The sequence below is a fragment of the Streptomyces sp. NPDC056224 genome (assembly GCF_042267665.1).
GTDB lineage: Bacteria > Actinomycetota > Actinomycetes > Streptomycetales > Streptomycetaceae > Streptomyces.
The window spans coordinates 40,560-63,206 of record NZ_JBHJTK010000036.1 but is presented as its reverse complement, the minus strand read 5'-3'; the positions used below and the strand labels follow the sequence as shown (position 1 = coordinate 63,206).

General features: G+C 73.1%; 19 protein-coding genes. 13 read left to right on the top strand and 6 right to left on the bottom strand.

Features of this window, described 5'->3' with window-relative positions; all coding sequences use genetic code 11:
* Window positions 1-83: 83 nt before the first annotated feature.
* Window positions 84-419, top strand: coding sequence for a hypothetical protein (locus tag ACFCZ1_RS29935; RefSeq protein WP_376681398.1), 336 nt, complete (start codon window positions 84-86; stop codon window positions 417-419).
* Here the strand turns inward: ACFCZ1_RS29935 and ACFCZ1_RS29930 are convergent.
* The 3 genes from ACFCZ1_RS29930 to ACFCZ1_RS29920 form a co-directional block, all read right to left on the bottom strand.
* A complete protein-coding gene (locus ACFCZ1_RS29930; protein ID WP_376681408.1) occupies window positions 403-1,209 on the bottom strand; it encodes a hypothetical protein in 807 nt (268 codons plus the stop codon). The genes ACFCZ1_RS29935 and ACFCZ1_RS29930 overlap by 17 nt on opposite strands.
* 412 nt (window positions 1,210-1,621) lie before the next feature.
* Window positions 1,622-2,842: an acetyl-CoA C-acetyltransferase gene (locus tag ACFCZ1_RS29925; protein ID WP_376681397.1), complete on the bottom strand. Its 1,221-nt coding sequence runs from the start codon at window positions 2,840-2,842 to the stop codon at window positions 1,622-1,624.
* A 70-nt stretch (window positions 2,843-2,912) separates the two neighbouring features.
* The gene (locus ACFCZ1_RS29920) at window positions 2,913-4,016 is read right to left on the bottom strand and encodes an SGNH/GDSL hydrolase family protein (protein ID WP_376681396.1); all 1,104 of its coding nucleotides are present in this window, start codon (window positions 4,014-4,016) and stop codon (window positions 2,913-2,915) included.
* 134 nt (window positions 4,017-4,150) lie between these two features.
* Between ACFCZ1_RS29920 and ACFCZ1_RS29915 the strand changes: the two genes are divergently transcribed.
* A complete protein-coding gene (locus ACFCZ1_RS29915) occupies window positions 4,151-5,536 on the top strand; it encodes a cystathionine beta-synthase (protein WP_376681407.1) in 1,386 nt (461 codons plus the stop codon).
* Window positions 5,537-5,955: 419 nt separating this feature from the next.
* Here the strand turns inward: ACFCZ1_RS29915 and ACFCZ1_RS29910 are convergent, their stop codons facing one another.
* Window positions 5,956-6,327, bottom strand: a complete 372-nt coding sequence (locus ACFCZ1_RS29910; RefSeq protein WP_376681395.1) for a hypothetical protein — start codon at window positions 6,325-6,327, stop codon at window positions 5,956-5,958.
* A 141-nt stretch (window positions 6,328-6,468) separates the two neighbouring features.
* On the opposite strand from ACFCZ1_RS29910, the gene ACFCZ1_RS29905 reads away from it, so the two are divergent.
* Window positions 6,469-7,311, top strand: coding sequence for a MurR/RpiR family transcriptional regulator (locus tag ACFCZ1_RS29905; protein WP_376681394.1), 843 nt, complete (start codon window positions 6,469-6,471; stop codon window positions 7,309-7,311).
* Between the two features lie 114 nt (window positions 7,312-7,425).
* Here the strand turns inward: ACFCZ1_RS29905 and ACFCZ1_RS29900 are convergent, their stop codons facing one another.
* Window positions 7,426-8,826: a diaminopimelate decarboxylase gene (locus tag ACFCZ1_RS29900; protein ID WP_376681393.1), complete on the bottom strand. Its 1,401-nt coding sequence runs from the start codon at window positions 8,824-8,826 to the stop codon at window positions 7,426-7,428.
* A 95-nt stretch (window positions 8,827-8,921) separates the two neighbouring features.
* On the opposite strand from ACFCZ1_RS29900, the gene hutU reads away from it, so the two are divergent.
* From hutU to ACFCZ1_RS29860, 8 genes are all read left to right on the top strand, one after another.
* The gene (hutU, locus tag ACFCZ1_RS29895; RefSeq protein ID WP_376681392.1) at window positions 8,922-10,586 is read left to right on the top strand and encodes a urocanate hydratase; all 1,665 of its coding nucleotides are present in this window, start codon (window positions 8,922-8,924) and stop codon (window positions 10,584-10,586) included.
* A gap of 23 nt (window positions 10,587-10,609) precedes the next feature.
* On the top strand, window positions 10,610-11,800 hold the full coding sequence (locus tag ACFCZ1_RS29890; RefSeq protein ID WP_376681406.1) for an allantoate amidohydrolase: 1,191 nt from the start codon (window positions 10,610-10,612) through the stop codon (window positions 11,798-11,800).
* Entirely contained in the window at window positions 11,791-13,146 is a 1,356-nt protein-coding gene (locus ACFCZ1_RS29885) for a formimidoylglutamate deiminase (RefSeq protein ID WP_376681391.1), read from the top strand. Before ACFCZ1_RS29890 ends, ACFCZ1_RS29885 begins: the two co-directional genes overlap by 10 nt.
* 118 nt (window positions 13,147-13,264) lie before the next feature.
* Window positions 13,265-14,443, top strand: a complete 1,179-nt coding sequence (hutI, locus tag ACFCZ1_RS29880) for an imidazolonepropionase (protein WP_376681390.1) — start codon at window positions 13,265-13,267, stop codon at window positions 14,441-14,443.
* A gap of 113 nt (window positions 14,444-14,556) precedes the next feature.
* The gene (locus ACFCZ1_RS29875) at window positions 14,557-15,231 is read left to right on the top strand and encodes an LPXTG cell wall anchor domain-containing protein (RefSeq protein WP_376681389.1); all 675 of its coding nucleotides are present in this window, start codon (window positions 14,557-14,559) and stop codon (window positions 15,229-15,231) included.
* 17 nt (window positions 15,232-15,248) lie between these two features.
* Complete coding sequence (locus ACFCZ1_RS29870; protein WP_376681388.1) at window positions 15,249-16,271, top strand: hypothetical protein; 1,023 nt, start codon at window positions 15,249-15,251, stop codon at window positions 16,269-16,271.
* Window positions 16,268-17,299 carry a hypothetical protein gene (locus tag ACFCZ1_RS29865; protein ID WP_376681387.1) on the top strand — a complete coding sequence of 344 codons (1,032 nt, stop codon included), beginning with the start codon at window positions 16,268-16,270 and terminating at the stop codon, window positions 17,297-17,299. Before ACFCZ1_RS29870 ends, ACFCZ1_RS29865 begins: the two co-directional genes overlap by 4 nt.
* The gene (locus ACFCZ1_RS29860; RefSeq protein WP_376681386.1) at window positions 17,296-18,624 is read left to right on the top strand and encodes a hypothetical protein; all 1,329 of its coding nucleotides are present in this window, start codon (window positions 17,296-17,298) and stop codon (window positions 18,622-18,624) included. Before ACFCZ1_RS29865 ends, ACFCZ1_RS29860 begins: the two co-directional genes overlap by 4 nt.
* Window positions 18,625-18,691: 67 nt before the next feature.
* Here ACFCZ1_RS29860 and ACFCZ1_RS29855 read toward each other — a convergent pair whose 3' ends face one another.
* Window positions 18,692-20,206 carry a peptide MFS transporter gene (locus ACFCZ1_RS29855; protein WP_376681385.1) on the bottom strand — a complete coding sequence of 505 codons (1,515 nt, stop codon included), beginning with the start codon at window positions 20,204-20,206 and terminating at the stop codon, window positions 18,692-18,694.
* Between the two features lie 476 nt (window positions 20,207-20,682).
* On the opposite strand from ACFCZ1_RS29855, the gene ACFCZ1_RS29850 reads away from it, so the two are divergent.
* Window positions 20,683-21,360 carry a response regulator transcription factor gene (locus tag ACFCZ1_RS29850; protein WP_376681384.1) on the top strand — a complete coding sequence of 226 codons (678 nt, stop codon included), beginning with the start codon at window positions 20,683-20,685 and terminating at the stop codon, window positions 21,358-21,360.
* A 14-nt stretch (window positions 21,361-21,374) separates the two neighbouring features.
* The gene (locus ACFCZ1_RS29845; RefSeq protein WP_376681383.1) at window positions 21,375-22,643 is read left to right on the top strand and encodes an ATP-binding protein; all 1,269 of its coding nucleotides are present in this window, start codon (window positions 21,375-21,377) and stop codon (window positions 22,641-22,643) included.
* The last annotated feature ends 4 nt before the right edge of the window (window positions 22,644-22,647 follow it).

Sequence of the window (22,647 nt, the reverse complement as noted above, 5' to 3'; positions counted from 1 at the left end):
CGCCGTGCTGTTCTCTTCACGCCACCGTGCCGGAGAGTTCGCCCGTTGGCAATGGTGCCGGGGCGGCGCGTAAGGTCGGCCGGGTGCTCGATACCTCACCCCTGACCGCCGCCGTGGAACGCTTCGCCGACCGGCTGCGGGCCGCGCCCCAGAGCCGCCTGCAGCAGGGAGCCGCCGCGGCGGCGCTGGAACTGGCACGTGAACTCTCCGCACGGGCGCAGGCCTTGGAAGGCGCCCCCGTACGGGAGATGCCGGACGCGGGGATGTTCGTCGTCGGCGACCAGGTGGCGGTGGCCGGGCTGGACCTCGTCGAGGCGCTGCGCTCCGTGCGCGGGGCGGACGCCACGACGGCCCCGTCCGTGATGCTGGACGAGGCCGTGCGGCTGGTGGAGCAGGCGGAAGTCAGAGCGATGCGATGACGCGGTCCGCGAGGATGTACACGTTGCTGTCGGGGTCCTCGGCGTCGCCGCACGAGAAGGTGAGCGCGTAGGCGCCGGAGATGCCCGAGCCGCCGAGCAGGACCGGCGCGGTGCCCGAGCGCAGGGCCTCGGCGAGGCGCTCCGCGGTCTCCCGGTGGCCGGGGGTCATGCAGAGCGTGGTGCCGTCCGTGAACACGTACACGTCCAGCGTGCCCAGCGGGCCCGGGCGGACGTCCGCGAGGGCCGTACGGGCCTCCGCGAGCTCCTCCAGGCGGCTGACGGTGCGCTCGTGGTCGGCGCCGGGCGCCGAGGCCTGGACCGGGACGAAGTCGGGGTGCGAGGGGTGGCGCCGGCGGGCGGCGGCCAGCTCGGCCGAATCCTCGGGGTACTCCTCCACGGAGTCCTCGCCGAGCAGCGGCTCCAGACCGACCATGTCGGCCTGCCGCGGCAGGAAGACGGGGTTGTCCTCACCGAGGCCGGGCAGGCCGCCCAGCAGGGAGGGGGCGTCGGCGGAGTCGCGGGCCTCCTGCGCGGCCCAGAAGGCGCGCGCCTCGGCGAGCTCGCGCTCGCGCTCCTCGGCGAGGGCTTCGGCCACGGCGGCTCGTATCTCGGCGGCGGGGGACTCCACGGCGCTGCGGGCGTGCGGGACGGTCGCGGCGCGGGCGTGGGCCGGCATCGCCAGCTCGCCGCGCAGGGCCGTGACCTGCTTACGGAGACCGTGGACGGCGTGCAGCGCAGCAGCGCCCACGGCCGTGGCAGCGGCCGTGGTCAGCAGCAGGGCAAGAGACATGGCGCTCACTGACTAACTCCTGAGGTGATTCGATCCCCCGACTTCCTACATCAGAGTGTCCCGACCTGGGAATGGCGTGCAGTGCATTACGTCACGAATTGGACAGGTCTTTGGTCACACCGGGCGCACCCGTATCTGCTCTGACCTGCGGACATACCATTCCCCCAGGACATACATCACATCCTGGGGGAGATTCGGTCACAGGTCGGCCGCGACGGGGTTAGATCCGGTGTCAGTACGGAGCAAGGGATCCGGCCGGATCCCTTGCGGCGACTGGGCCCCGCGCAGCTCAGCCGCACGGTTCTCGTGGTCGCGCCGGGCTTCGCCACCGCTGCGGGCAGGTGCCGCCGCTCGCCACGCGGCGGAGCCGCACGTCGATGCGGTCGCGGCGACCCCTACCCTCCGCTCCGGCTCAGCTCAGCCGCTCGATGACCATGGCCATGCCCTGCCCGCCGCCCACGCACATCGTCTCCAGGCCGAACTGCTTGTCGTGGAACTGCAGGCTGTTGATCAGCGTGCCGGTGAGGCGGGCGCCGGTCATCCCGAACGGGTGACCGACGGCGATGGCCCCGCCGTTGACGTTCAGCTTGTCCAGCGGGATCTCCAGGTCCCGGTAGGACGGGATGACCTGGGCCGCGAAGGCCTCGTTGATCTCGAACAGGTCGATGTCGCCGACGGTCAGCCCGGCCCGCTTCAGGGCCTGCTTGGACGCCTCGACCGGGCCCAGGCCCATGATCTCGGGGGAGAGGCCGGTGACGCCCGTGGAGACGATCCGCGCCAGCGGGGTCAGGCCCAGCTCGCGCGCCTTGGTGTCGCTCATGATGACCAGCGCCGCGGCGCCGTCGTTGAGCGGGCAGCAGTTGGCGGCCGTGACCAGGCCGTCCGGGCGGAAGACGGGCTTGAGGCCCGAGACGCCCTCCAGGGTGACACCCGCGCGCGGGCCGTCGTCGCCGGAGACGACCGTGCCGTCGGGGGTGGTGACCGGGGTGATCTCGCGGGCCCAGAAGCCGTTCTTGATGGCCTCCTCGGCCAGGTTCTGGGAGCGGACGCCGAACTCGTCCATGTCCTGACGGGTCACGCCCTTGAGCCGGGCCAGGTTCTCCGCGGTCTGCCCCATCGAGATGTAGGCGTCCGGGATCATGCCGTCCTCGCGCGGGTCGCGCCAGGAGGAGCCCTCGCTCTGCGCGACGGCGGCCGTACGGGCCTCCGCGTCGGCGAAGAGCGGGTTGTGCGTGTCCGGCAGGCCGTCCGAGGAGCCCTTCGCGAACCGGGAGACCGTCTCGACGCCCGCGGAGATGAAGACGTCGCCCTCGCCGGCCTTGATGGCGTGCAGCGCCATGCGGGAGGTCTGGAGCGAGGAGGAGCAGTACCGGGTGATCGTGGTGCCCGGCAGGTAGTCCATGCCCATCTGCACGGCCACGATGCGGGCCAGGTTGTGGCCCTGCTCGCCGCCGGGGAGGCCGCAGCCGAGCATCAGGTCGTCGATCTGGCGCGGGTCCAGCTCGGGGATCTTGGCGAGCGCGGCCTGGATGATCGTCGCGGTCAGGTCGTCCGGGCGGACGTCCTTGAGGGACCCCTTGCCGGCGCGCCCGATCGGGGAGCGGGCAGTGGAAACGATGACGGCTTCGGGCATCGAAGGCTCCAAGGGTGTGTTGCGGCTCTAACCGGACCGCAAGCGAAGTTACCGCCCCGTACGGTCGAGGTCACCGGCCTTGGGGTGTGATGCCGGTCGCTCCGCTGCCCGCGGGGGTGTCCGGGGCCCCGGCGCCCGCGCCGGCCGCCCCCGTCGCCCCGGCCGCCCCCGTCGCCCCGGCCGCCTGGGCGGCCGGGAGCTCCTCGCCCGGCACCCGCCGGCGGCGCCGGTGCTTGAGCAGGGCCCAGGGGCCGCGGGCCGCCGTGACCTCCGTACCCGCCTGTCCGGCCGCGGCCGACGCGGCCTGGGCCACCGGAAGCATGTCCTCGTCCCGGGACACGTCCAGCCGGTCGGACTCCGGCCACAGCCCGAGTGCCGCGCACAGCGTCGGCAGCATGGCCATGGCGGCGGTCGCGTAGCCCTCCGCCGACGGGTGGTAGGAGTCCGGGCCGAACATCTCGCGCGGGTTCGCGGCGAACTCCGGGCCCAGCAGGTCCCCCATCGAGACCGTACGGGCGCCCAGGGCGACCACCCCTATGGTCTGCGCGGCGGCCAGCTGGCGCGAGACCCGCCGGGCCAGCCACCGCAGCGGCTGGTACACGGGCTCGATGGTGCCCAGGTCCGGGCAGGTGCCCACCACGACCTCGGAGCCGGCCAGCCGCAGCCGGCGTACCGCCCCGGTGAGGCACCGGACGGACTGGGTCGGCGGCATCCGCCGGGTCACGTCGTTCGCGCCGATCATGATCACGCACACGTCCGGGGCGGGGGAGTCGCCGTCCAGGAGCACGCTCACCTGCCGGTCCAGATCGTCCGACATGGCACCTGACAGGGCCACGTTGCGCAGCTCGACCGGCCGCTCGGCCACCGCCGCCAGCCCGGAGGCCAGCAGGGCCGCCGGCGTCTGCCGGGCCCGCCGTACGCCGAGCCCCGCGGCCGTGGAGTCGCCCAGCATGCCCAGGCGCAGCGGGCCGGGGCTCTGCTCCGGGCCGCTGAACTCGCTCCCGTACAGCCCGTCGGCGCGCGGCGGGTCGCCCAGCCCGGTGCCCACGGTCCGCTTGGCGAACTGCACCTCCGCCAGCACCAGCCCCACCGCGGCGACCCCGACCAGTCCGACTCCGCCGCCGCCGTACGCTGCGCCCGCCGCGATCCGGCGGGCCGTTCTCGCCCTGGACACCCTTCAGGCCACCTCGCTCCCTTGTCGGGCCTTGTTGACCTTCCTGCCCCGTACGTACGGTCGGTCAATCCCTTTCCGCATAGTCTGGCCATGCCTCCCGGAGAACCCGTGGAGTCCCCTCCTTGGAGAACATGGTGCAATTCCACGACTCGATGATCAGCCTCGTCGGCAACACCCCGCTGGTGAAGCTCAACCGTGTGACCGAAGGCCTCCAGGCCACCGTCCTTGCGAAGGTCGAGTACTTCAACCCCGGCGGCTCCGTGAAGGACCGGATCGCCGTCCGGATGATCGAGGCCGCCGAGCAGAGCGGAGCCCTCAAGCCCGGTGGCACCATCGTGGAGCCGACCAGCGGCAACACGGGTGTAGGACTCGCCATCGTGGCCCAGCAGAAGGGCTACAAGTGCATCTTCGTCTGCCCTGACAAGGTGTCCATGGACAAGATCAACGTGCTGCGCGCGTACGGCGCCGACGTCGTGGTCTGCCCGACCGCCGTCGACCCCGAGCACCCGGACTCGTACTACAACGTGTCCGACCGCCTCGTCCGCGAGACCCCGGGCGCCTGGAAGCCGGACCAGTACAGCAACCCGAACAACCCCCGTTCGCACTACGAGACCACCGGTCCCGAGCTGTGGGAGCAGACGGACGGGAAGATCACCCACTTCGTCGCGGGCGTCGGCACGGGCGGCACGATCTCCGGTACCGGCAACTACCTCAAGGAGGTCAGCGGCGGGAAGGTCAAGGTCATCGGCGCCGACCCCGAGGGCTCGGTGTACTCCGGCGGCAGCGGCCGGCCGTACCTCGTCGAGGGCGTCGGCGAGGACTTCTGGCCGACCGCGTACGACCCGAACGTGACGGACGAGATCATCGCGGTGTCCGACAAGGACTCCTTCCAGATGACCCGCCGCCTCGCCAAGGAGGAGGGCCTGCTCGTCGGAGGCTCCTGCGGCATGGCGGTCGTCGCCGCGCTGAAGGTGGCCGAGGGCCTGGGCCCGGACGACGTGGTCGTCGTCCTGCTGCCGGACAGCGGCCGCGGCTACATGAGCAAGATCTTCAGTGACGAGTGGATGGCGGGACACGGCTTCCTGGAGGAGGCCGGGCCCGCCGCGCGCATCGGCGACGTGCTGAACGACAAGGAGGGCGGTATCCCCTCCCTCGTCCACATGCACCCCGAGGAGACGGTCGGCGAGGCGATCGACGTCCTGCGCGAGTACGGCGTCTCGCAGATGCCGATCGTCAAGCCGGGCGCCGGTCACCCGGACGTGATGGCCGCCGAGGTCATCGGCTCCGTGGTCGAGAAGGAACTGCTGGCGGCGCTGTTCGCGCAGCGGGCCTCGCTGGGCGACCCGCTGGAGAAGCACATGAGCTCGCCGCTGCCGCAGGTCGGCTCCGGCGAGCCGGTGTCCGAGCTGATGGCGGTGCTGGGCGAGGCGGACGCGGCCATCGTGCTGGTCGAGGGCAAGCCGACCGGCGTCGTCAGCCGCCAGGACCTGCTGGCGTTCCTGGCCAAGGGCGCCAAGTAGCGGTCACGCCGCGTGCCCGCCCGTCACGCAAACGGTACGGGCCCGACACGTGACGGCAGCACCGGCTTAACACGGCTCCGGCACAGTGGTGGTTGTCGGCAGGGAGGCCCGGGAGACCGGGGCCCCGGCCGGCACCACCGAACGGCGTTGCGTGTCTCCGGAGCGGCTCCCGGACCGCGTGGACGCCGCCGGACGCGGACGGCCCTGACCCGTCCCGTGTCCTTCGCGGGGACCGCCGTCGTCCCGCCCCCGGGCAACCGGGGTGCGGCGGTTCCCGCGCACACTCCTTCCGGGGCCCGGTTCGCTTCGGCCCGTCCGCCCGCCCGCTCGTGCGGTCGCCGGCCGGGCATTCGGTTCCGCCGGGCTTCGAGGCGCGGTGGCCCGCAGGCAGCGCCCCCGCAACGGCGCCGCACCCCGCCCTATGCGGCGGGCCCCCGCCGCAGCCGCTTGTGGGCGTGGACGAAGTTCACGCCCAGGATGCCCGCCCAGGCCACCACGAGCCCGCTCAGGTGCGCCTGCGCCGCGGCGATCGCCGACAGCGGGATCGCCAGGACCAGCGTGACGACGGCGAAGCCGAAGCGTTCGCCGAAGTTCCCCTCCGCCGGGGCGGACGGACCGGCGGGGCCCCGCGCGGCGGACAGCCGGTCCTCCGCGAGCCGCCGCCGGAGCTGCGTGTCGACCTTCTCGACGAACGAGTCCACCAGCGCGGCCTCGTACTCCGGACCCAGCTCCCTGCGGGCGTCCAGCGTGGCGTCGAGTTCCTTCTTCAATTCCCGGGCATGCGCGTCCATCCCCCCACCGTAGGAACGGCCCCGGGCCCCGGCACTGGGGCTGGCCCCCGTATCCGGATCGCGGGCGCGGCTTGCCGTGCTGCATAACCACATGCAGAGTGCTCGGTGACTGAATATCTCACCGGGACGGAGGGGACGGGCATGAGCGACAGCCCGGCCGCGCGGCTGCAGAAGCTCTTCGAGGGGCACCGGCTGACGCCGACCCAGCGGCGGATCGCGCACTGCATGGTGCGCGGAGCGGCGGAGGTGCCTTTCCTGTCGAGCGTGGAGCTCGCGGAGCTGGCCGGGGTGAGCCAGCCGTCGGTGACCCGGTTCGCCGTGGCGCTGGGCTTCGACGGGTATCCCGCGCTGCGCCGGCACCTGCGCGAGGTGGCCCCCGCCGAGCGGGCGGAGACCGGGCGCGAGGACGCGTACAACGAGTACCAGCAGGCGGTCCAGGGCGAGATCGAGAACCTGCGCCGGCTCGCGGCGATGCTGGCCGACCCCGCGCCGGTCCAGGAGGCGGGGCGGCTGCTGGCCGCCTCGACGCCGCTGCCGGTGCTGGGACTGCGGGCGGCGTCCTCGCAGGCGCGCGGGTTCGCGTACTTCGCCGCCAAGGTGCACCCGGACGTCCGGCTCCTCGACGAGGGCGGCTCGATGCTGGAGGACCGGATCGACGCGGCCGTCGGGGCGGGAGCGTCGGCGCTGTTGTGCTTCGCGCTGCCCCGCCATCCCCGGGAGGTCGTGGACACCCTGGAGCGGTCCCGGCGGGCCGGGCTGACCGTGGTGACGGTCGCGGACTCGGTCTTCGCGCCGGTGGCCCGCCACTCGGACCTGCTGATCCCGGCGCCGGTCGGGACCGGGCTGGCCTTCGACACGGCGTGTGCGCCGATGCTGCTGGGCCGGGTGCTGCTGGAGTCGATGGCGGACGCCCTGCCGGACGCGCAGGCCCGGCTGGAGGCCTTCGACACCCGGGCCGCCGCGCGGGGGCTGTTCGTCGAGTAGCCGCCGACGGCAGCCGAGCCCGGCCCCGGCCGCCGGGCGCCCCCCGCCCCCGCCTTGCGGCGCACGGCACCAGCGGCGGCGGGCCGGGTCCTTCGGGCCTCCGGCGCGGCGGCCTCAGGGCAGCAGTGCGTCGGCGAACGCGCCGCCGGCCTCCGCCACGATCTCCGTGAGGGACTGCGCCGGGCGGACCAGGGCGAAGCGGACCTCCCCCTGCGGGGTGACCGTGAAGCCGTGGACCGCCGGGCGCGGCAGGCTGTTGTAGCCGTAGTGGGCGGTGAAGAAGTAGGCGCCCGTGTCGGGGACCCCGATCAGGTCGCCCGGGTCCAGCCGCGGCAGCTCCCGCGCCGTGGCGAGCAGGTCGCCCGCGAAGCAGGCCGGGCCGGCGACGTCCTGGGCGACGGGGTCGCCGTCCTTCGGGGCGCCCTTCGCGTCGTACGGAAGGATCCGCACCGGCCAGGCCGCCGGGGCGTACACCGTCCGGGTCGCCAGCTGCACCCCCGCGTGGGTCAGGGCGATCGGGCGGTTCCCGGTGGTCTTGGTGTACTCCACCCGGGCCAGGACCAGCCCGTGCTTGGCCAGCAGGGACCGGCCGAACTCCGTGACCAGGCCGTACGAGCCGTCGAAGAGCGCGGGAGCCGCCTCGCGCAGGGCGCTCACGTACTGCGCGTACGTCGGGGTCCGCTCGTCGGAGGCGAAGTTCACCGGCAGGCCGCCGCCGATGTCGAGGGTGTCGACCTGGCGGCGGCCCGCCGCCGCGTTGATCTCGTCGGCCAGCGCGTGCATCTCCCGTACGCCCTGCGCGATCAGCGGCAGCGGGACGCCCTGCGAGCCCGAGTGGGTGTGCAGCCGGGTCAGCCACGGGCGGTCGAGGAAGGCCCGTACGAGCCACTCGCGCGCGCCCGGGTCGCGCAGCGCGATGCCGAACTTCGAGGTCGCCGTGGCGGTGGACAGGGCGTCGATGGATCCGGCCCCGGTCTGGGGGTTGATCCGGACCCCGATCGGGGACCGGGACGGGGCCGCGGCGACCAGGGCGTCCAGCCGCTCCAGCTCCTGCCGGTTGTCGGCGTTGACGGCGATGCCGAGGGCCAGGGCCTCGCGCAGCTCGGCCGCCGTCTTGGCGGGGGAGTCCAGGACGGTCCGCTCCGGCCGCACCCCGGCAGCCCGGGCCATCGCCAGCTCGCCGGGGCTGGCCACCTCGCAGCCGAGCCCGGCGCCGGCGAGCAGCCGCAGCACCGGGACGAGCGGGGCGGCCTTGACCGCGAAGGTGTGCAGGACGGGGGTGCCGGGCGCCAGGGCGTTCGCGAACGCGCTGGTCAGGGCGGTGGCGGAGGCTCGGATCCCGGCCGTGTCCAGCAGGCAGACCAGGGGTGGCCCGGATTCCCCGGACGGGGTCGGGGAGGACCCCCCTCCGTCACCCCCGCCGCCCACCAGGCCCTGCTCGACCGCGGCCCGTACCGCCAGATCCCGGCGCTCGACGGCGCCCCGCATGTCCATGTCGCCAGCCATGTCCGCCATCCCATCATCCGGCGCGGCCGATCGCAGCTGTTGACTGAATCTATTCAGCGGGCGAGGATGTGAATGGATTAACCAACATCGGAGGAGGCACAGCCATGTCAGGACCTCGCCCCGTACGGGCCTCGCGCGGTACCGCACTCAGCACCCTGGGATGGCAGCAGGAAGCTGCGCTGCGGATGCTGCAGAACAATCTCGACCCCGAGGTCGCCGAGCACCCGGACAAGCTCGTCGTCTACGGTGGCACCGGCAAGGCCGCCCGCGACTGGCGCTCGTACGACGCCATGGTCCGCACCCTGCAGACGCTCAAGCAGGACGAGACGATGCTCGTCCAGTCCGGCCGCCCCGTCGGCGTCATGCAGACCCACGAGTGGGCGCCGCGCGTCCTGCTCGCCAACTCCAACCTCGTCGGCGACTGGGCCAACTGGGAGGAGTTCCGCCGTCTGGAGCACCTCGGCCTGACCATGTACGGGCAGATGACCGCCGGTTCGTGGATCTACATCGGCACCCAGGGCATCCTCCAGGGCACGTACGAGACCTTCGCCGCGGTCGCCGCCAAGAAGTTCAACGGCACCCTCGCGGGCACCATCACCCTGACCGCCGGCCTCGGCGGCATGGGCGGCGCCCAGCCGCTGGCCGTGACGATGAACGACGGCGTCGCGATCTGCATCGACGTCGACCCGCGCGCCATCGAGCGCCGCATCGAGCACCGCTACCTGGACGTCAAGGCCGACAACCTGCGCCACGCCCTCCAGCTGGCCACCTCGGCCCGCGACGCCCGCAAGCCGCTCTCCATCGGCCTGCTCGGCAACGCCGCCGACCTGCTCCCGCAGATGCTCGCCGAGGGCGCGCCGATCGACATCGTGACGGACCAGACCTCCGCGCACGACCCGCTCGCCTACCTGCCGACCGGCGTCGACTTCGACGACATGGCCGCCTACGCCGCCAAGGACCCGGCGGGCTTCACCACCCGCGCCCGCGAGTCGATGGCCAAGCACGTCGAGGCCATGGTCGGCTTCATGGACGCCGGCGCCGAGGTCTTCGACTACGGCAACTCCATCCGCGGCGAGGCCCAGCTGGCCGGCTACGACCGCGCCTTCGCCTTCCCCGGCTTCGTCCCCGCCTACATCCGCCCGCTGTTCTGCGAGGGCAAGGGCCCCTTCCGCTGGGCCGCCCTGTCCGGCGAGGCCTCGGACATCCACAAGACCGACAAGGCGATGCTGGAGCTCTTCCCGGAGAACGAGTCCCTGCACCGCTGGATCAAGATGGCGGGCGAGCGCGTCCACTTCCAGGGCCTGCCCGCGCGCATCTGCTGGCTCGGCTACGGCGAGCGCGACAAGGCCGGCGAGCGCTTCAACGAGATGGTGGCCGACGGCACCCTCGCCGCGCCGCTGGTCATCGGCCGCGACCACCTCGACTGCGGCTCGGTGGCCTCCCCGTACCGCGAGACCGAGGCCATGCTCGACGGCTCCGACGCCATCGCCGACTGGCCGCTGCTCAACGCCATGGTCAACGTGGCCTCCGGCGCCTCCTGGGTCTCCATCCACCACGGCGGCGGCGTCGGCATGGGCCGCTCCATCCACGCGGGCCAGGTCACCGTCGCCGACGGCACCCCGCTCGCCGGCGAGAAGATCCGCCGCGTCCTCACCAACGACCCGGGCATGGGCGTCATCCGGCACGTCGACGCCGGCTACGACATCGCCGAGACGGTGGCCGACGAGCGCGGCGTCCGCGTCCCCATGCGCGAGGGTGACTCCGCGTGAGTGAGGCTCCCTCCTTCCACACCATGTGGGCGGAACTCGCGCCGGTCGGGCGCGACGCCGGTACCGGCGGCTACCGCCGGTACGCCTGGAGCGGGGCCGACGCCGACTGCCGGACCTGGTTCCAGGAGCAGGCCGAGGCGCGCGGGCTGACGTACGAGACCGACCGCAACGGCAACCAGTGGGCCTGGCTCGGCGACCCCCTCGCGGGGGACGCCGTGGTCACCGGCTCGCACCTGGACTCCGTCCCCGACGGCGGGGCCTTCGACGGCCCCCTCGGGGTGGTGTCCTCCTTCGCGGCCCTGGACGAACTCCGCAGGAGGGGCGCGGAGTTCTCCAGGCCGCTCGCCATCACCAACTTCGGTGACGAGGAAGGGGCCCGCTTCGGGCTCGCCTGCGTCGGCTCCCGGCTCGCCGCCGGGCAGCTGACCAAGGAGAAGGCGTACGAGCTCCGCGACGCCGACGGCATCTCCCTGCCCCGGGCCATGGAGGCCGCCGGGTACGACCCCGAGGGCATCGGGGCCGATCCCGAACGCCTGGGCCGGATCGGCGCCTTCGTCGAACTGCACGTGGAGCAGGGGCGGGCCCTGGACCTGTCCGGGGACCGCGTCGGCATCGCCTCCGCGATCTGGCCGCACGGCCGGTGGCGGTTCGACTTCCGCGGCGAGGCCAACCACGCGGGCACCACCCGCCTGGTGGACCGCCGCGACCCGATGCTCACGTACGCGGCGACCGTGCTGGCCGCCCGTACCGAGGCGGCCCTCGCCGGGGCCGTGGCCACCTTCGGGAAGATCTCGGTCGAGCCGAACGGGGTCAACGCCATCCCCTCCCTCGTGCGGGGCTGGCTCGACTCCCGCGCGGCCGACCAGGCCACCCTCGACACGGTCGTCACCGCCATCGAGAAGGCCGCCCGCGAGCGCGCCGACCAGGACGGCATCGACCTCGGGGTCGTCCGGGAGTCCTTCACCCCGGTCGTCGAGTTCGAGCACGCCCTGCGCGACGAGCTGAACCGGATCCTGGGCGGGGCCGTCCCCGTGCTCGGCACCGGGGCGGGACACGACGCCGGAATCCTCTCCGCGGCCGTCCCGACCGCGATGCTGTTCGTACGGAACCCCACCGGCGTCTCCCACTCCCCGCGGGAGTTCGCCGCCGAGGACGACTGCGTGGCAGGCGTCCTCGCCCTCGCCGACGTACTGGAAGGCCTGGCATGCCGTTGAACGCGCACGGCCGCACGACGTACTGGCTGGAGCACGCCTGGCTCGGCACCCATGTCGAGCCGGGCGTCGCCCTCGAAACGGGGGCCGACGGCCGGATCGCCGCGGTCCGCACCGGGGCCGCGACCCCGCCCCCCGGCGCCGAGGTCCTGCGTGGCCTCACCCTCCCGGGTCTGGCCAACGCCCACAGCCACGCCTTCCACCGGGCCCTGCGCTCCCTCGTCCAGGTCGGCTCGGGCACCTTCTGGACCTGGCGCGACTTCATGTACAAGGTCGCCCAGAACCTCACCCCCGACACGTACTTCGCGCTCGCCCGCGCCGTGTACGCCGAGATGGCGCTGGCCGGCATCACGAACGTCGGCGAGTTCCACTACGTCCACCACAACCCGGGCGGCGCCCCGTACGCCGACCCGAACGCCATGGGCGAGGCCCTGATCGAGGCCGCCGCCGAGGCCGGCATCCGGATCACCCTCCTCGACACCGCCTACCTCTCGGCGGGCTTCGGCGAGGCCCCGAACGCGCACCAGCTGCGCTTCTCCGACGGCACCGCCGACGCGTGGGCGGAGCGCGTGAGCGCCCTCAAGCCGCGCGAGCACGCCCTGATCGGCGCGGCGATCCACTCGGTGCGCGCCGTGCCCGCCGCCCAGCTGGCCACCGTCGCCCGCTGGGCCGAGGAGCGCCGGGCCCCGCTGCACGTCCACCTCTCCGAGCAGACCGCGGAGAACGACGCCTGCCGGGCGGCGCACGGCCTGACCCCGACCCAGCTCCTCGCCGAGCACGGGGTGCTCGGCCCGCGCACCACCGGCGTCCACAACACGCACCTGACCGACGAGGACATCGCCCTCCTCGGCGCCGCCGCCACCGGCACCTGCATGTGCCCCACCACGGAACGCGACCTCGCCGACGGCATCGGCCCGGCGACCCGCCTCCAGCGCGCGGGCAGCCCGCTGTCGCTCGGCAGCGACAGCCACGCCGTGATCGACCTGCTCGAAGAGGCCCGTGCGATGGAACTCGACGAGCGCCTGCGCAGCCGTACCCGGGGCCACTGGACGGCGAACGCGCTGCTGACCGCGGCCACCGCCGGCGGCCACGCGGCCCTCGGCCGGCCCGACGCGGGCCGCCTGGAGGCGGGCGCGCTCGCGGACTTCACCACGATCGCCCTGGACTCCGTGCGGACGGCGGGCCCGGTGCCGCGCCTGGGCGCCGAGACGGCGGTCTTCGCCGCGACGGCCGCCGATGTCCGGCACACGGTGGTCGGCGGCCGGCACGTGGTCCGCGACGGCGCCCACAGGCTGGTCCCCGACGTCCCGTCGGCCCTGGCCGAGTCCATCGCCGCCCTCCGCTCCTGACCGCAGCGCCTGCGGCGGGCGCCCCGGCCCGGACCCGCTCCCGACCGCCGGTGCGGTTCACGACACGGCGCTCCGGGCGGGGTCCGGGGCGGAGCCCCAGGTAACTCCGAGAGGAATCATGACCACCACCGTCATCACCAACATCGGCAGCCTCGTCACCAACGACCCCGCCCTCGGCGACGGCTCGCCGCTCGGCCTGATCGAGAACGCCGCCGTCGTCATCGAGGACGAGAAGACCGTCTGGGTCGGCCCCGCCGCCAAGGCCCCGGCGGCCGACGAGAGCTACGACGCCGACGGCCGCGCCCTGATCCCCGGCTTCGTCGACTCCCACAGCCACCTCGTCTTCGCCGGCGACCGCACCCAGGAGTTCAACGCCCGGATGTCGGGCCGCGCCTATTCCGCCGGCGGCATCCGCACCACCGTCGCCGCCACCCGCGCCGCCACCGACGCCGAGCTCGAAGCCAACCTGGTGCGCCACCTGGACGAGGCCCGCCGACAGGGCACCACCACCTTCGAGACCAAGTCGGGCTACGGCCTCACCACCGCCGACGAGGCCCGCGCCCTGCGCATCGCCGCCGCGCACACCGAGGAGGTCACCTACCTCGGCGCGCACATCGTCTCCCCGGACTACGCCGAGGACCCGGCCGGCTACGTGGACCTCGTCACCGGCGAGATGCTGGCCGCCTGCGCCCCGTACGCCCGCTGGGTGGACGTCTTCTGCGAGAAGGGCGCCTTCGACGGGGACCAGGCCCGCGCGATCCTCACCGCGGGCGCGGCCGCCGGGCTGATCCCGCGCGTCCACGCCAACCAGCTCTCCCACGGCCCCGGCGTCCAGCTCGCCGTCGAGCTCGAAGCCGCCTCCGCGGACCACTGCACCCACCTCACCGACGCGGACGTCGACGCCCTGGCCCAGGCCTCCGCCACCACGGTGGCCACCCTGCTGCCCGGCGCCGAGTTCTCCACCCGCGCCCAGTGGCCCGACGCCCGGCGCCTGATCGAGGCCGGAGCCACCGTCGCGCTGTCCACCGACTGCAACCCCGGCTCGTCCTACACCAGTTCGATGCCGTTCTGCATCGCGCTCGCCGTCCGCGACATGCGGATGACCCCCGACGAGGCCCTGTGGTCCGCGACCGCCGGCGGAGCCCGCGCGCTGCGCCGCGCCGACATCGGCGCCGTCACGCCCGGAGCCCGCGCCGACCTGGCCCTCCTGGACGCTCCCAGCCACGTCCACCTGGCCTACCGCCCCGGTGTCCCGCTCGTTTCCGCGGTGTGGCAGAAGGGTCTGCGGGTCCACTGACGAACGGTCAATCCGGGCCCGTCCTTTGTCTTCCCTCCGTAAGGACCCGGGCGTACCTTGAGCCACCGATCTGATGTGTCGTCAGGAACTTGTGGCCCGAGGGGAAGACGAAGGTGCCCGACCGGAAACGCTCCACCGCGCTCGCGCTGGCCTCCGCGCTGGCCGGATCGGCGGTCCTGCTGGCCGCCCCCGCAGCCCGTGCCGCCGTCGTCGACGTGGCGTACGACTGCAAGACCCCGATCGGGGACAAGTCGGCGGTATCGCCCATCGACATCAAGGCCGTCAAGGAAGGCGACGGCTACAAGCTCACGATGACCTTCCAGAAGGGCGTCTCGTCCAGCCCGATCGAACTCGGCAAGGGCGCGATGAACCCCAGTGCCGTCATCCTCGTCGGCGGGGCCGAGAAGGTCTCCGTACCGGTCTCCGGCCCGCCCAACCCCGAGGCCGTGCCCGCCAACACCCCCATCAGGATCACCGACCTGTCGGGCACCTACACCCCCAAGAAGAGCGGCAAGGTCACCTTCACCGCCGGAGTGCTCACCATCAAGGCGATGGGCACCACGACCACCTGCACCCCCGGCAACAGCCCGGGGCCGTCCCTGGAACTGGACGTCACGGCCCCCGGCGGCGGCGCCGTGCAGTCCGGCGGCGACACGGACGGCACCCTCCCGCAGACCGGCCCCACCGACTCCGCCCTCGCCCTCGGCACCCTCGGCGGCACCGTGCTGCTGTCCGGCGCCGCCGGTGTGCTCTGGCTGAACCGGCGCGGCCGGCGGGCCGGGTCCTGAACGGAGCACCCCCGGCCATGAGCGTGCTCCACACCTTCCGACGGCTCGGGGTGCTGCTCCTCGCGGCGACCGCGCTGCACGCCGCCGCCGCGGCCCCCGCCGCGGCCGACGACCCCGGCTGGACCGCCGAGCCCGCCGCCGGCGCGGCCGCCCGGCCCGGCGCGGCCCGCCCGTACTTCTACCTGTCCGGCACCCCCGGCACCGTGCTGGAGGACCGCCTCGCCCTGACCAACACCACCGACCGGGAACGCACCATCACCCTGCGCGGAGCCGATGCCTACAACACGGCCGAGGGCGCCTTCGCGGTGCGCCCGGCCGGGCCCGCGGCCACCGGCGGCCCGGCCGGCACCGGGCCCGGCGCCGGAGCCTGGGTCGGCTTCGGCTCCGGTGCCACGGTGACGATCCCGCCCCGCACCCGCGCGGTGGTCCCCTTCACCGTCACCGTGCCGCCCGCGTCCCCGCCCGGCGACCACCCCGCCGCGGTGGTGGCCACCGAAAGCGGCCACGAGGTGGGCGTACGGATCCACCTGCGGGTCAGCGGCCCCACGCTGGCCGCCCTCACCGTCGAGGACGTCGCCGTACGGGGCCGGGGCCCGGCCGCGGTCGTCGCCTACACCCTGGTCAACCGGGGCAACGTGGCCCTCGCCCCCGAGCTCGCGATCCGCGCCGAGGGCCTGTTCGGCGAGGTTCCGGGCCGCGGCGCCCGCGCCCTGCCGGTGGAACTGCTCCCCGGCCAGCGGGTGCGGCTGACCGAGCCCTGGCCCGGTGCCCCCGTGGCCGACCGGGTCCGGGTCACCCTCACGGTCACCGCCCCCGGCGGCGCCCTGGCCGCCGGGATCGGCACGCGCTGGCTCGTGCCCCGGGACCTCGCCGGCTGGACGGGGCTCGGCCTGCTCGGCCTCGGCGCGGCCGCCGCGGCCGCACTGGTCCTCGTACGCGGCCGGCGGCGCCGCCAGGATCCGCCGGGCGACGAGCCGGGCGACGAGCCGCCCGCGCCGGCCCCCGCACCCGAACACGAACTGACGGGAGCCTCCAGGTGAGAAGACTCGGAGCCCTGCTCGCCGCGGGACTGGCGGTGTGCGCGCTGGCGCTGTGCCCGACGCCGCCGGCCGCCGCCGACGAGGCCGGGCCCGCCGTGGCGCTCTCGCTCCAGGAGGCCGCCAAGGGCACCGGGATCACCGTCACCGGCACCGGGTGGCGGCCCAGGACGCTGGTGATGCTGCTGGTCTGCGGGCAGAACATGATCGGCGGCACCAACAGCTGCGCCAACGCCGACGGTGCGGCCGTCTCGGTCGCCGACGACGGGCACTTCACCGCGCAACTGCCCGTGGTGGCACCGCCCAAGCCCTGCCCCTGCGTCGTCAGCGTCACCTCCGTCAACGGCGACCAGTCCACCGTCGCCACCCCTCTGAAGATCACCGACCATGCGGTGGCGGACCTGCCCGCCGAATCGGGCACGCCCCGCCTGGCGATGCTCACCGGGGTCCGGCTGGAAGGCGAGGACGGGGTGCTGACCTGGTTCGGAGCCCCGCCCAGCCGGAAGTTCAAGGTCACCGTCGGCAACCTCGGCCCGGCGCCGGTCAAGGACCCCGTCTTCCAGCTCGGCACCGCCCACGGGGTGTTCGCGCCCCTGTGGGAGGAGGCCCGGTGGAAGGGCAGCATCCCGCCGGGCGGCAAGGCGGAGATCACCCTGGACGTCGCCCTCACGGCGGGCGCCCACGGCGACTACACGATCTCCCTCAAGTACGGCGACACCGTCGTGGCCACCCAGCCCTGGGGCGTGGACCGGCCGTACGGGGTCCTGCTCTTCTGGGGCCTGCTCCTGCTGGTGATCCCGGCCGCCGTCTTCCGCGTCGGCATGGCCGTCGTCGACAGGGTCCGGCCGCGCGCCGCGGCCGCCGCGGGCCGCCACCGGGGGCCCGCTCCGGCGCGCCCCGGGCGGGCGCCGGAACCCCCCGAGACCACCACGGCGGTCCTGCCGTGGTTCACCCCGGACAGCGCGCCGGAGACAGCACCACAGACGTCCGCACCGTCTGAGAACCGTTCGACGACGAAGGGACACTCGTGAAGACCCAACGGAGGGTGAGCGCGGCCGTGGTCGCGCTGCTGCTCGGCGGCGCGGGCATCGCCATTTCGGCTTCTCCCGCCCTGGCCGCCGAGGCCACGTACAAGGTCAGATGCGTGCCGCCGGCCGGCGGTGGCGACCCGGTGGAGGGCGAGACCACAGCCAGGATCACGGCCCCGGCCGCGGCCAGGGTCGGCGACGAGGTCGACGTGGTCTGGGAGACGGTCAAGCCCGCCTCGAACAACACGGACCTGATGGACATCCCGAAGGACGCGGTCCAGCCCACCGGCTGGATCGCGCTGGGCGGGGGGATGGGCGAGCTGAAGGTCGTCGGGGAGAAGAAGAACCCGCCGATCCCCAAGAAGGCCCCGATGGTCATGTCGCCCATGAAGGGCAAGCTGAAGCTCACCAAGGCCGGCAAGATCACCCTGACCCCCGGCAAGTACGACGTCGCCGTCACGTTCTCCTTCGGCACCTTCGTCACCAAGTGCGCACCGGTGGGCGAGGTGAAGGGCGGGGCGACCATCGACGTGTCGGCCGGCTCCAGCGGCGGTACGACCAGCGGGGGCACGACGAGCGGCGGTACGACCAGCGGGGGCACGACGAGCGGCGGCACGACCACGGGCGGGGCGACCACCGGCGGCTCCACCACCTCGGGCGGCTCCACCACCGGAGGAGCCGGCGGCCAGACCGACTTCCCGGGCAAGCCCGTCGAGGTCTCCTTCGACTGCGGTCCGGTCGTCCCCGGGGGCATCAAGACCCCGGTCACGATCAACGCCAGGAAGAACGGCGGCAGCTACGACCTGACCGTCAAGACCGCCAAGGGCGCGATGGCCGCGCCCATGGCCCTGCCGGCGGGGGCCCTCAAGCCCTCGATGGACGTCAAGCTCGGCGGCGCCGACAGCGGCACGGTCAAGGTCTCCGGCCCGGCCAACGCCGAGGCGATCCCGGACAAGGGGCCGGTCAGCCTCAGCGACATGACCGGCACCTACAAGCCCGGCAAGACCGGCAAGGTGACGCTCAGCCCGGACCAGCTGACGATCGACGTCACGATGGCCCCGGGCTCGACGCCGATCAACGTCCCCTGCAAGGCGGCCAGCAGCGGCGTCTCGCTGGAGCTGGACACCACCGCCCAGGCGGGCGGCTCCGGCTCCTCGACCAGCACCGGCACCAGCACCGGCACCGGCACCTCGGGCGGCCTCGCCGACACCGGTGCCGAGGACGAGGGCGGAATCCAGGCCCTGGCCCTGGTCGCCGGCACGGTGATCCTGCTCGGCGGCGCGGTCTTCACCTTCACCCCGTGGCGCCGCCTGCGCGGCACCCGCTGACCGGATACGCGAGCGGCCCGGCACACCGTTCGGTGTGCCGGGCCGCCTCACGTGCCAGGGGGGTGCGTCAGTGCACGCCGCCCATGAGGGTCTGGACCTTCTTGCGGTACGAGTAGACCGCGAAGCCGGCCAGGACCGCGGCGAGCGCCTGGAAGGCGATCACCCAGGTGCCGTTGAGGTCCACGCCGCCGATGGACAGGAGGCTGGTGATGCAGTCACCGGCGGTGACCGCGAGGAACCAGACGCCCATCATCTGGGAGGCGTACTTCTGCGGGGCCATCTTCGTGGTGACCGAGAGGCCGACCGGGGAGACGCACAGCTCGCCGATGGTCTGGATCATGTAGATCGAGACCAGCCACATCGGGGAGACCTTGACGTCGCCGGTCGCCATGCCCATCGGGACGATGAAGACGAAGAACGAGGCACCGATCAGGACCAGGCCCATCGCGAACTTCACGATGGTGTTCGGCTCCTGGTTCTTGCGGGCCAGCCACAGCCACAGCCACGCGAAGACCGGGGCCAGGGCCATCACGAACAGCGGGTTCAGCGACTGGTACCAGGTGGCCGAGAAGTCGAAGCCGAAGACGGTGCCGGCGGTCTTGTCGTCCGCGAACAGGGACAGCGTGGAGCCACCCTGGTCGTAGATCATCCAGAACACGGCGGCGGCGATGAAGAACCAGATGTACGCGGTCATCTTCGACTGCTCGGAGCCCGACAGGTCCTTGTCGCGCTTGATGCGCGCCAGCACGGCGATCGGGATGATCAGGCCGGCCAGCGTCAGCGGGACCAGGGCCCAGTTCAGCGTGTAGGCACCGAGGCCGACCACGGCGCCGTAGAAGACGGCGATGGCCAGGACCACGAAGACGACCTTGGTGAGGACGGCCTTGCGCTCCTGCGGGGACAGCGGGTTCGGGACCACGCTGCTCTTCGGGCTCAGGTGCTTGGTGCCGAGCAGGAACTGGGTGAGACCCAGGCCCATGCCGACGGCGGCGAGGGCGAAGCCCAGGTGCCAGTTGTGCTCCTTGCCGACCGTGCCGACGACCAGCGGGGCGACGAAGGCGCCGAGGTTGATGCCGATGTAGAAGAGGGTGAAGCCACCGTCGCGGCGCGGGTCCTCCGGGCCGTCGTACAGGTGGCCGACCATCGTGGAGATGTTGGCCTTCAGCAGACCGGAACCGGCCGCCACGAGGATCAGACCGACGAAGAACATCGCCTGGCCGGGCAGCGCCAGCGAGAGGTGACCAGCCATGATCACGAAGCCGGCGATGGCGACCGTCTTGCGGGCACCCCAGACGCGGTCTCCGAACCATCCGCCCGGCATGGCCATCAGGTAGACCATCGAGACGTACACGGAGTAGATCGCCGTGGTGGTGGCCGCGGTCATGGCCAGACCGCCGCCCTGGCTGCCCGTGGCTGCGTCGGCGCCGCCCGAGACCAGGTAGTACACGAGAAGTGCGCGCATGCCGTAGTAGGAGAAGCGCTCCCACATCTCGGTCATGAACAGAGTGGCCAGGCCACGGGGGTGGCCGAAGAAGGTCTTCTCGGACGGATCCGCAGAGTCCCTCGTCAGGCTGGAAGCCATGGTCGATCCTTGCTTGGTCGGGACGCGCGTCGCTTCGTGAGCTGTTCAGCGCCCGGTGGGGGGTGGCCGGCACCGGCAGCGGGTGACCCACCCCACGCCTCGGGGCTTCGCCCCCGACGGATCGGAGGCGAAGGGTCAGCCGTAACCGGGATCCACGCCCTGTCGCACACCTTCGCGCTGACAAGGCCCGGCCCACAGGTCATTCACTGTCATCTGGGGCGGACAAACCGACCAGAGCAGAATTTGAGGTCTTTGGCTCGCTTTTCGGCACAAAGATCCCCTGGGTAGTGCATCAGGCGTCTCGCCACCATACGACACGACACTGCGGCATATGGAAGGTTTTGAGACACGGATCACAAGGCTGGCCGGGAACCGATCAACCATATTCGAAGGCACTCGCGCGTTCATAACCACAGATCAGGAGGGTCCCGCAGGCATGCCCCTCCTGGCAGCCGCTGCGGACTACCATCACCCACATGACGCGTGTACTGCTCGCCGAGGACGACGCATCCATCTCGGAACCCCTGGCCCGCGCCCTGCGCCGGGAAGGGTACGAGGTCGAGGTCCGGGAGGACGGCCCCACAGCCCTGGAGGCCGGGCTGCAGGGCGGCGTCGACCTGGTCGTCCTGGACCTGGGCCTGCCGGGCATGGACGGCCTGGAAGTCGCCCGCCGGCTGCGCGCCGAGGGCCACGGCTTCCCGATCCTCGTCCTCACCGCCCGCGCGGACGAGGTCGACACGGTCGTCGGCCTGGACGCCGGCGCCGACGACTACGTGACCAAACCCTTCCGGCTCGCCGAGCTGCTGGCCCGGGTCCGGGCCCTGCTCCGGCGCGGCGCGAACGAGACCGCCCAGCCCCCCGCCACCCACGGCGTGCGCATCGACGTCGAGTCGCACCGCGCCTGGATGGGCGAGGAGGAGCTCCAGCTCACGGCGAAGGAGTTCGACCTGCTGAGGGTCCTGGTCCGCGACGCCGGCCGGGTCGTCACCCGCGACCAGCTCATGCGCGAGGTCTGGGACACCACCTGGTGGTCCTCCACCAAGACCCTCGACATGCACATCTCCTGGTTGCGCAAGAAGCTCGGCGACGACGCCGCCAACCCCCGCTACATCGCCACCGTCCGCGGCGTCGGCTTCCGCTTCGAGAAGAGCTGAGCGTTGACTGAGCCATGCGCCGCCGCCTGATCAACTCCACGCTCGCCGTGGTGCTCGTCGTGATCGCCGTGTTCGGGGTCTCCCTGGTCATCGTGGAGACCCGGACCATCACCAGCAGCGCCCAGGACCGCATCGAGTCCGAGGCGCTGCGCCTGGTGGGGATCGTCGAGGCGAACGTCCTGGAGAAGAAGCCCGTCGACCCCCAGGCGCTCGCCGACCAGCTCGACATGGGCCACCACGCCAGGATCACCATCCCCGGGCAGCCGGCCGTGGAGGTTGCGGACCGCATCGACGGCGACGTCATCCGGGGCACCGCGCGCGGCGAGCAGGGCGAGATCGTGGTCGTCGAGGAGTCCCGCTCCACCGTGACCAAGGAGGTCGGACGGACCCTGGCGGTGGTCGGCGCCGTGGCGCTGCTGGCCGTCGTGGCGGCCGTACTGCTCGCCGTACGGCAGGCGAACCGGCTGGCCTCCCCCCTCACCGACCTGGCCGAGACGGCGGAGCGGCTGGGATCGGGCGACCCGCGGCCCCGGCACAAGCGGTACGGGGTCCCCGAGCTCGACCGCGTCGCGGACGTCCTCGACTCCAGCGCCGAGCGGATCGGGCGGATGCTGACCGCCGAGCGGCGCCTCGCCGCGGACGCCTCCCACCAGCTGCGCACCCCGCTCACGGCGCTGTCGATGCGGCTGGAGGAGATCACCGTCACCGAGGACCTGGACACCGTGCGGGAGGAGGCGTCCATCGCCCTCACCCAGGTGGAGCGGCTCACGGACGTCGTGGAGCGCCTCCTGACGAACTCGCGGGACCCGCGGACCGGCTCGGCGGTCCCCTTCGACCTCGACGAGGTCGTCAAGCAGCAGGTGGAGGAGTGGCGCCCCGCCTACCGCAGCGCGGGCCGGGCCATCGTGCGCTCCGGCAAGCAGGGCGTACGGGCCGTCGGCACCCCGGGAGCCGTCTCGCAGGTACTGGCGACCCTGGTGGAGAACGCGCTGATGCACGGCGGCGGCACCGTCGCGCTGCGCACGCGGGTCGTCGGCAACCAGGCGGTGCTGGAGGTCACGGACGAGGGTCCGGGGGTCCCGCCCGATCTCGGGAACCGGATCTTCGAGCGGGCGATCAGCGGCCGCAACTCCACCGGGATCGGCCTGGCGGTCGCCCGGGACCTCGCGGAGGCGGACGGCGGGCGGCTCGAACTGCTCCAGGCGCAGCCGCCGGTCTTCGCCCTCTTCCTCAGCCGTACGGCACCGCGGCGGAGCGAGCCGGAGCGGGCCACGGTCAGGTAGGGCC

Bases quoted from the DNA above. Each gene is read 5' to 3' on its own strand.
- ACFCZ1_RS29850 (WP_376681384.1), top strand. From the start codon at position 20,683: ATGACGCGTGTACTGCTCGCCGAGGACGACGCATCCATCTCGGAACCC.
- ACFCZ1_RS29890 (WP_376681406.1), top strand. From the start codon at position 10,610: ATGTGGGCGGAACTCGCGCCGGTCGGGCGCGACGCCGGTACCGGCGGC.
- ACFCZ1_RS29905 (WP_376681394.1), top strand. From the start codon at position 6,469: ATGAGCGACAGCCCGGCCGCGCGGCTGCAGAAGCTCTTCGAGGGGCAC.
- hutU (WP_376681392.1), top strand. From the start codon at position 8,922: ATGTCAGGACCTCGCCCCGTACGGGCCTCGCGCGGTACCGCACTCAGC.
- ACFCZ1_RS29900 (WP_376681393.1), bottom strand. From the start codon at position 8,826: ATGGCGGACATGGCTGGCGACATGGACATGCGGGGCGCCGTCGAGCGC.
- ACFCZ1_RS29845 (WP_376681383.1), top strand. From the start codon at position 21,375: ATGCGCCGCCGCCTGATCAACTCCACGCTCGCCGTGGTGCTCGTCGTG.
- ACFCZ1_RS29885 (WP_376681391.1), top strand. From the start codon at position 11,791: ATGCCGTTGAACGCGCACGGCCGCACGACGTACTGGCTGGAGCACGCC.
- ACFCZ1_RS29870 (WP_376681388.1), top strand. From the start codon at position 15,249: ATGAGCGTGCTCCACACCTTCCGACGGCTCGGGGTGCTGCTCCTCGCG.
- hutI (WP_376681390.1), top strand. From the start codon at position 13,265: ATGACCACCACCGTCATCACCAACATCGGCAGCCTCGTCACCAACGAC.
- ACFCZ1_RS29855 (WP_376681385.1), bottom strand. From the start codon at position 20,206: ATGGCTTCCAGCCTGACGAGGGACTCTGCGGATCCGTCCGAGAAGACC.
- ACFCZ1_RS29930 (WP_376681408.1), bottom strand. From the start codon at position 1,209: ATGTCTCTTGCCCTGCTGCTGACCACGGCCGCTGCCACGGCCGTGGGC.
- ACFCZ1_RS29910 (WP_376681395.1), bottom strand. From the start codon at position 6,327: ATGGACGCGCATGCCCGGGAATTGAAGAAGGAACTCGACGCCACGCTG.
- ACFCZ1_RS29925 (WP_376681397.1), bottom strand. From the start codon at position 2,842: ATGCCCGAAGCCGTCATCGTTTCCACTGCCCGCTCCCCGATCGGGCGC.